Here is a 6,587-nt window from a genome sequence, read left to right on the forward strand (position 1 = left end):
TGCCTAGCTTTTTTTAAGACTGTCCTTTACAAAGGGTACACTTTAATTTGAACTGGCTTTTACCGTACTCATATTATTATTTTACTAGCTTCAATGCATTCTCAGAAATATAGAAGTCTTTTCCGTTGTAAACATTGATGCCGGCCACTTCTTTTGTAACATTTGTTCCCTGGATTACGATATTTTTATTGGCAGGGAATTGTACTTTTTGGCTGCCTTTTTGTGCTATAAGTACAGGATTAGCCTTATCTGTTTCATCCACACGAACTGTATATCCCTTTTTCGTTAGAGCATCTTTAGCATTGATATAAAGTTTGTTTGTTAATTGGCCTAAATTGAAGCCCATGAAACCGGCCATTTTTTTAGCGATGTCAGTGTTTTCAACTAAGCCAAAAGGTCTGGAAGGACCATATGAATATAGGAACATATCTTCTCCAGTATGGCCGCCAGTTGTGAAGCCGATATTAGCACGGTTTGCGAGCATCTTTGTCATGTCAGAACCGATGTTTTTGGAAGCTTTTAATGTTTCTAGTTCCTCAGCTGTTAAGTTATCAAGACCGTACAGTGCAGCTATCTCTGTCAGGTTCGATTTATCTTCCTTAAGCTGGCCTAATGCACCTTCAACTGTCATTTTGGCTTTCTTTAATGGGTCGATATAAGCAGAAACCGGAGTATTCGGGTAGCTTGCATTAGTATTTGCGTTACCCATAGTGATCCCGCTGTTTCCGTGGTCACTTACTGCGATAACCATTGTGTTTCCATCCTTCTTTGCGAAGTCCAGAGCTTTTTTAACTGCGTCATCAAATGCTAAAACATCACTGATCATCCCGACAGTATCGTTTCCGTGAGCGGCCCAGTCAATCTTGCTTCCTTCAACAAATAAAAAGAAACCGTCTTTATCCTTATTCAATGTGTTGATTGCTTTATCTGTCATCTCAGCAAGAGTCGGTTCACTTGGCTTAGTAGATTTGCGGTCAAAATCGTAAGCAAGCGCGCTAGGGGCAAAGCTTCCCCAGATCTTATCTGAATTTGACTTCATAAGCTCGTCACGGTTTTCTACTAGATCATATTTCTTATTCTCTAATACTTCTAAAAGATCTTCGCCATCCTGTCTCGCATTTTTTGTTGATCCAGGGGTTAGAGATTCTTTGCCTCCACCTAAAACTACATCAATATTTTGATAGACTTGCTGTTCAGCAATATCACCATAATTAGATCTGTGTGTAACATGGGAAGAAAATCCGGCCGGTGTGGCATGCTGAATTTCCGATGTGGAAATGATTCCTGTTGCTTTTCCTTGCTGCTTGGCACCCTCAAGAACGTTTGCTACAGGTCTTTGGGCGTCCTCAGCTGCTATAGGTTTAAGGCCAGGTGAATTAACAACCGAAGGGAGCACGCCTATGAATTTATCATTTGATTTATTGCCTGTAGCAAGAGCGGTTGCAGCAGGGGCCGAGTCAGTGATTGCAGATTCGGCAGAATATGTTCTAACACCGCCTGCCATCATTTCGTCCAATGCCAGATTTCCGCCCTTATACCATCTTGAAAGGGTAGTAGCACCGGCACTTGTCCCGTCCATTACCATCATGATTACATTAGTTGGTTCCTTTTTTTTATCTTTTGCCTCAATGATATCTTTCTTTGCATTAACTCCTAAGGCAGAAAAAGCGACTGCTCCAGCAAGTGTAATTCCTGCAACCTTTTTGCTCAATTTACTCAATGTTTATTCCCTCCAAGAATTATTAACTATCAACAGGATTTACTTTATAGGAAGGATATTAAGAGAATATTTTAGTGGGGTAAAGGAAGTGTGTAAAAATGTTACAGTTTTGTGAAGGTATACTGAACAACACGTTTTTTCTAAAAAATCTAATTAAGACCGAAAAAAATAAATTTTCAGTTGACTTGAAAATGATTATCAACGATAATTAGTAATGAAATTCATTATCAATTATGTAAAAGAGGAGAAATAATCATGAGCAAAAATGTATTTTATACAATTGGTTTGTTATTGGTCCTGTCTTTAGCTGTTTTAGCAGGTTGTTCCTCTGAACAGTCACAATCTTCCAATAATGAAACAAAGACAGAGAAAAAAGAGGCGGCTAAGAGCGAAGATAAAGGCGAGGTCAATCTTTATACAAGCCGCCATTATGAAATTGACGATGAGCTTTTTGCTGCTTTTACAGAGCAAACAGGCATCAAGGTTAATGTGGTAAAAGGTGAAGAAAATGAATTAATTGAACGTCTTGCCCGGGAAGGTGACGCCACCCAAGGTGATTTGTTTTACACATCTGATGCCGGAAGACTGCATTGGGCTAAAGAAAAGAACTTATTGCAAGCTGTAGATAGTGAAACAGTAAACGCAAATATTCCTGAGAATTTAAGAGATAAAGACAAAGAATGGATTGGTTTAACAAAGCGCGCTCGTGTTATCGTTTATTCAAAAGATCGCGTCAAGCCTGAACAGCTTTCTACTTATGAAGACCTGACAGATGCAAAATGGAAGGGTAAAGTTTTAGTAAGGCCTTCTGATAATGTTTATAACCAATCATTACTGGCTTCATTCATTTCATTGAATGGTGAAGACAAGGCAAAAGAATGGGCAAAAGGAATCGTCGCTAATATGGCGAGAGACCCGCAGGGCGGTGACCGCGATCAGGCAAAAGCGATTGTTGCCGGCGAGGGTGATGTGGCGATCATGAATACGTATTATGTTGGTGTTATGTTGAATTCTGAGGATCCTGAAGAAGTAAAGGTTGCCGAAAAAGTAGGTGTTTTCTTCCCGAATCAAGAGACAAACGGAACTCATGTTAATGTCAGTGGAATCGGGCTGACCAAGCATGCTAAAAATAAAGAAAATGCAGTGAAGCTTATTGAGTTCTTGTCCAGTGAAGAAGCACAGGGTAAATTTGCTGAGGCAAACTATGAGTACCCGGCAAATCCTAAGGTACAGCCGTCAGAATTGTTAAAGTCATGGGGAGACTTTAAACCTCAAGATCTAAACTTATCTGAATTAGGTGAAAACAACGCAGCTGCAGTAAGAATGTTCAATGAGGTAGGCTGGAAGTAATCACCCTTCTTATGCAATAGCATGAGCCGTATCTTTTGTCGAGATACGGCTCTTATCTTTTATATGCTATAATGGATTTAATGTTTACGATGAATTTAGTATCAAAGGATGAGGCGTCAATGAAGTTGTTTCGACTAATGAAGCTGAAAATGAATAGTTGGGCCATACTAAGTTTCTTAATTACTATTATCATTATGATGCCTATTCTGTTTATCACTTTTGAATTCTTTACAAGATCGAGTGAAAACTGGGAACATATCAATGAATATCTATTAAATAGCTATCTATTTAACACATTGCTAATCCTCTTTTTTACCGGGCTGCTTACGGTTTTTATCGGTGTAAGCATGGCATGGTTTATTTCAGCATATGATTTTCCCCTAAGAGGTTTCTTTAAATGGGGATTGATTTTACCTCTCGCAATCCCTCCTTATATCGGCGCATATACGTACAACGGAATTTTAAATTATACAGGGGTCATCCAGTCGATTCTAAGAAACTTTTATCAGATTGAGGTAAACCAAAAGTATTTTAATATAATGTCAATTCCTGGAGCAATTTTCATTTTTTCTGTATTTCTATTTCCATATGTTTATCTTATTACGAAAAATTTTTTAGAAAATCAGTCTGCCTCACTTGTTGAAAATGCCCGATTGCTTGGAAGTAATTCTTTTGAAATTTTCTTTCGCATCGTCATTCCTATTTCCCGAGCCTCTATTGTCGCGGGGGTAAGCCTCGTAATATTGGAGGTTTTAAATGATTACGGTGTAGTGAAATATTTTGGGATACAAACTTTAAGCACAGCCATTTTCCAAACATGGTTCGGGATGGCTGACCTCGGTTCCGCAATTAAGCTATCAGGGATATTAATGATGATTGTTGTCGTTATTTTAATGGCGGAAAAGTGGCTGAGAGGAAGAAAAAAATACAGTTATTCCAATTCAAAAGTCCGTCCGCTAAAGCCTGTAAAATTAACGGGATACAAGGCTTGGGCCATTTTCGCTTATATTTCTGCCGTATTTTTGCTGTCATTTTTCATTCCCTTCATTCAATTAGTCAAATGGACGTTCACGACTTACAAACAGGTATTAAGCGATGAATTTATAGGGCTAATCTGGAATTCAACATTTGTTGCATTTACCGCTGCTGCAGTAATTGTAGTTATTGCACTTATCATTGCTAATTTTAGCCGTTTATTTGAGGGTCGTGTCACTAATCTAGTTTCGAAAATTGTCGTTCTGGGTTATTCCATTCCCGGCGCTGTCATTGCGATTGGAGTACTTACGCTTTTTATCGCGCTTGACCGCCAGCTCTTGATATTTTATCAATTGATTGGTCTCACACCTTCATTAGTATTAAGCCTTAGTCTCTCTATGTTGATATTCGCTTTTGTGATACGGTTCATGGCGATAGGATATAATTCAATTGAAACAGGGTTTGACAAAATAGGGACTACATTCACTGAAGCCTCCCGAACACTTGGAATGACGGTCACTCAGACATTTTTTAAAGTAGATCTTAAAATGATCAAAGGTGCTGTAGCTGGCGGATTCATTCTTGTTTTTATTGAAATTTTAAAAGAGCTGCCGTTGACTTTGATTTTACAGCCCTTTAATTTTTATACTCTCGCAACCAAGGCCTTCCAATATGCAGGCGATGAAAGGATACAGGAAGCAGCTTCAGCTTCGATATTAATTATTTTGATTAGTGGTGTATCTATCTATATCTTCCATAAAGTTTTAGAAAAGGAGCCGGGCTGATGTTTGTACAGCTGAAAAATGTTAGTTTTCACTATAAAAACACTAAAGAACTTACAATTCAAAATTTCTCCCTCGCAATTGAAAAAGGTGAAATAGTTTCAATCCTTGGAAAAAGCGGCAGTGGCAAAAGTACGATTCTTCGTTTAATTGCGGGATTGGAAATCCCATTCAGTGGTTCGATTCACATTAACGAATCCATCATGGCTGATGATAAACAGTTCATCCAGCCCGAAAAGCGTGGAGTGGGAATGGTTTTCCAGGATTATGCGCTTTTCCCGCATATGACTGTTGCTGAAAATATTAAATTCGGCCTAAAAAAAATGAGCAGGATACAAAAAAAAGAACGATTAGACGAGGTCCTTGCTTTGGTGGGGTTGAAGGAATATGTTAAACGATATCCTTATGAATTAAGCGGTGGCCAGCAGCAACGGGTTGCCCTGGCACGGGCGATCGCTCCAAATCCATCTGTCCTTTTGTTTGATGAACCGTTCAGTAATCTCGATGCAGAATTACAAATTAAAATTCGGGATGAATTACGGACTATTTTAAAACAGACAGGCATTACATCGATTTTTGTTACCCATGACAAGATGGATGCTAGAGCACTTGCCGACCGGGTCGTCGTAATGGAAGAAGGGACAATCTTCCGAGTGGGCGAACCAGCTGAAGTCCTGAATAACGAGTTTACGATGAGTCCGGTACCAGTGTAATGAAACTTATAAAATTGCTCGTTGAAATGAAAATGGCGTGGATTGAAATATGGAGAAATAAAGCTGTATGCTGAAGCATGCAGTTTTTTTTTATTTGGCCTGTTAATGGGGTCTGTTGATTTCCGTTCCAGGCGCTTCGCTTTCCGCGGGGCGGGCGGTGAGCCTCCTCGTCGCAAAATGCTCCTGCGGGGTCTCACCTGTCCCGCTGCTCCCGCAGGAGTCTTCGCGCCTTCCACTCCAATCAACAGGCTTTTAAACGTTTACTATGGAACGTTCCTAAAATCTATTTTAAAATTGATACATAAAATGATTGAGGTGACGAAGATGCTTTCGAAAAACAATCCTATCCAGCGAGATCAATTAGAGATGGTTACTTTAGACCAGCTTGTCCCACAGGACCATTTGGTCCGTAAGATGGAAGCAGCCCTTGACTTCTCATTTATCTATGACTTGGTGAAGGATGTCTATTCGGAAGTGGGCCGCCCAGCATTGACCCTGTTATCCTGAATAAACTCACTTTCATTCAATATACATTTGGCATTCGCTCTATGCGACAGACAATCAAGGAGACGGAAACCAATATGGCCTACCGGTGGTTTCTGAGCTATGGGTTCCATGACAAGATGCCCCATTTCTCCACTTTCGGCAAGAACTATGAGCGCCATTTTAAAGATACAGAAATGTTTGAACAGATTTTCTACCGAATCCTTAAGACGGCAGCCGACAAGAAGCTGATCAGTGCTGAGCACGTTTTCTTGTGATTCAACACACGTAAAGGCAAGTGCGAATAAGCATAAGTTTGCCAAGAAAGTGGTCCGTAAGGAAACATGTGCCTATCAGGAGAAGCTCCAGGAGGAAATCAATCAAGACCGGGAAGATCACGGAAAAAGACCTTTTCCTCCTGATAAGTTCGACAAGGAAGAATCAAAGGAGTGCATACTCCTTTCATGCGGCCTCCGACCGCAATGGATCTGTCCTGGGAACGACTGTGACACCCGGCCATACACATGACAGCCATATCTTTGAGCCGTTGGTTGAACAAGTAAT

At 40.0% G+C, this 6,587-nt stretch carries 4 protein-coding genes and 1 pseudogene; 4 read left to right on the forward strand and 1 reads right to left on the reverse strand.

What is annotated here, in order from left to right; all coding sequences use genetic code 11:
• Positions 1-76 precede the first annotated feature (76 nt).
• Positions 77-1,720, reverse strand: a complete 1,644-nt coding sequence (locus tag D0469_RS20685) for an alkaline phosphatase (RefSeq protein ID WP_117328600.1) — start codon at positions 1,718-1,720, stop codon at positions 77-79.
• Positions 1,721-1,975: 255 nt separating this feature from the next.
• On the opposite strand from D0469_RS20685, the gene D0469_RS20690 reads away from it, so the two are divergent.
• From D0469_RS20690 to D0469_RS20705, 4 genes and pseudogenes are all read left to right on the forward strand, one after another.
• A complete protein-coding gene (locus D0469_RS20690; RefSeq protein WP_117328601.1) occupies positions 1,976-3,070 on the forward strand; it encodes a Fe(3+) ABC transporter substrate-binding protein in 1,095 nt (364 codons plus the stop codon).
• A gap of 119 nt (positions 3,071-3,189) precedes the next feature.
• Positions 3,190-4,830 (forward strand): ABC transporter permease, encoded by a 1,641-nt coding sequence (locus tag D0469_RS20695; RefSeq protein WP_117328602.1) that lies wholly within the window; start codon positions 3,190-3,192, stop codon positions 4,828-4,830.
• Positions 4,830-5,540, forward strand: a complete 711-nt coding sequence (locus tag D0469_RS20700) for an ABC transporter ATP-binding protein (RefSeq protein WP_117328603.1) — start codon at positions 4,830-4,832, stop codon at positions 5,538-5,540. The genes D0469_RS20695 and D0469_RS20700 overlap by 1 nt, the downstream gene beginning before the upstream one ends.
• 324 nt (positions 5,541-5,864) lie before the next feature.
• Positions 5,865-6,587, forward strand: a pseudogene (locus D0469_RS20705) (transposase); the annotation flags it as partial.

Source organism: Peribacillus saganii (genome assembly GCF_003429095.1).
Classification (GTDB): Bacteria; Bacillota; Bacilli; order Bacillales; family DSM-1321; genus Peribacillus; species Peribacillus saganii.

Bases quoted from the DNA above. Each gene is read 5' to 3' on its own strand.
- D0469_RS20690 (WP_117328601.1), top strand. From the start codon at position 1,976: ATGAGCAAAAATGTATTTTATACAATTGGTTTGTTATTGGTCCTGTCT.
- D0469_RS20695 (WP_117328602.1), top strand. From the start codon at position 3,190: ATGAAGTTGTTTCGACTAATGAAGCTGAAAATGAATAGTTGGGCCATA.
- D0469_RS20700 (WP_117328603.1), top strand. From the start codon at position 4,830: ATGTTTGTACAGCTGAAAAATGTTAGTTTTCACTATAAAAACACTAAA.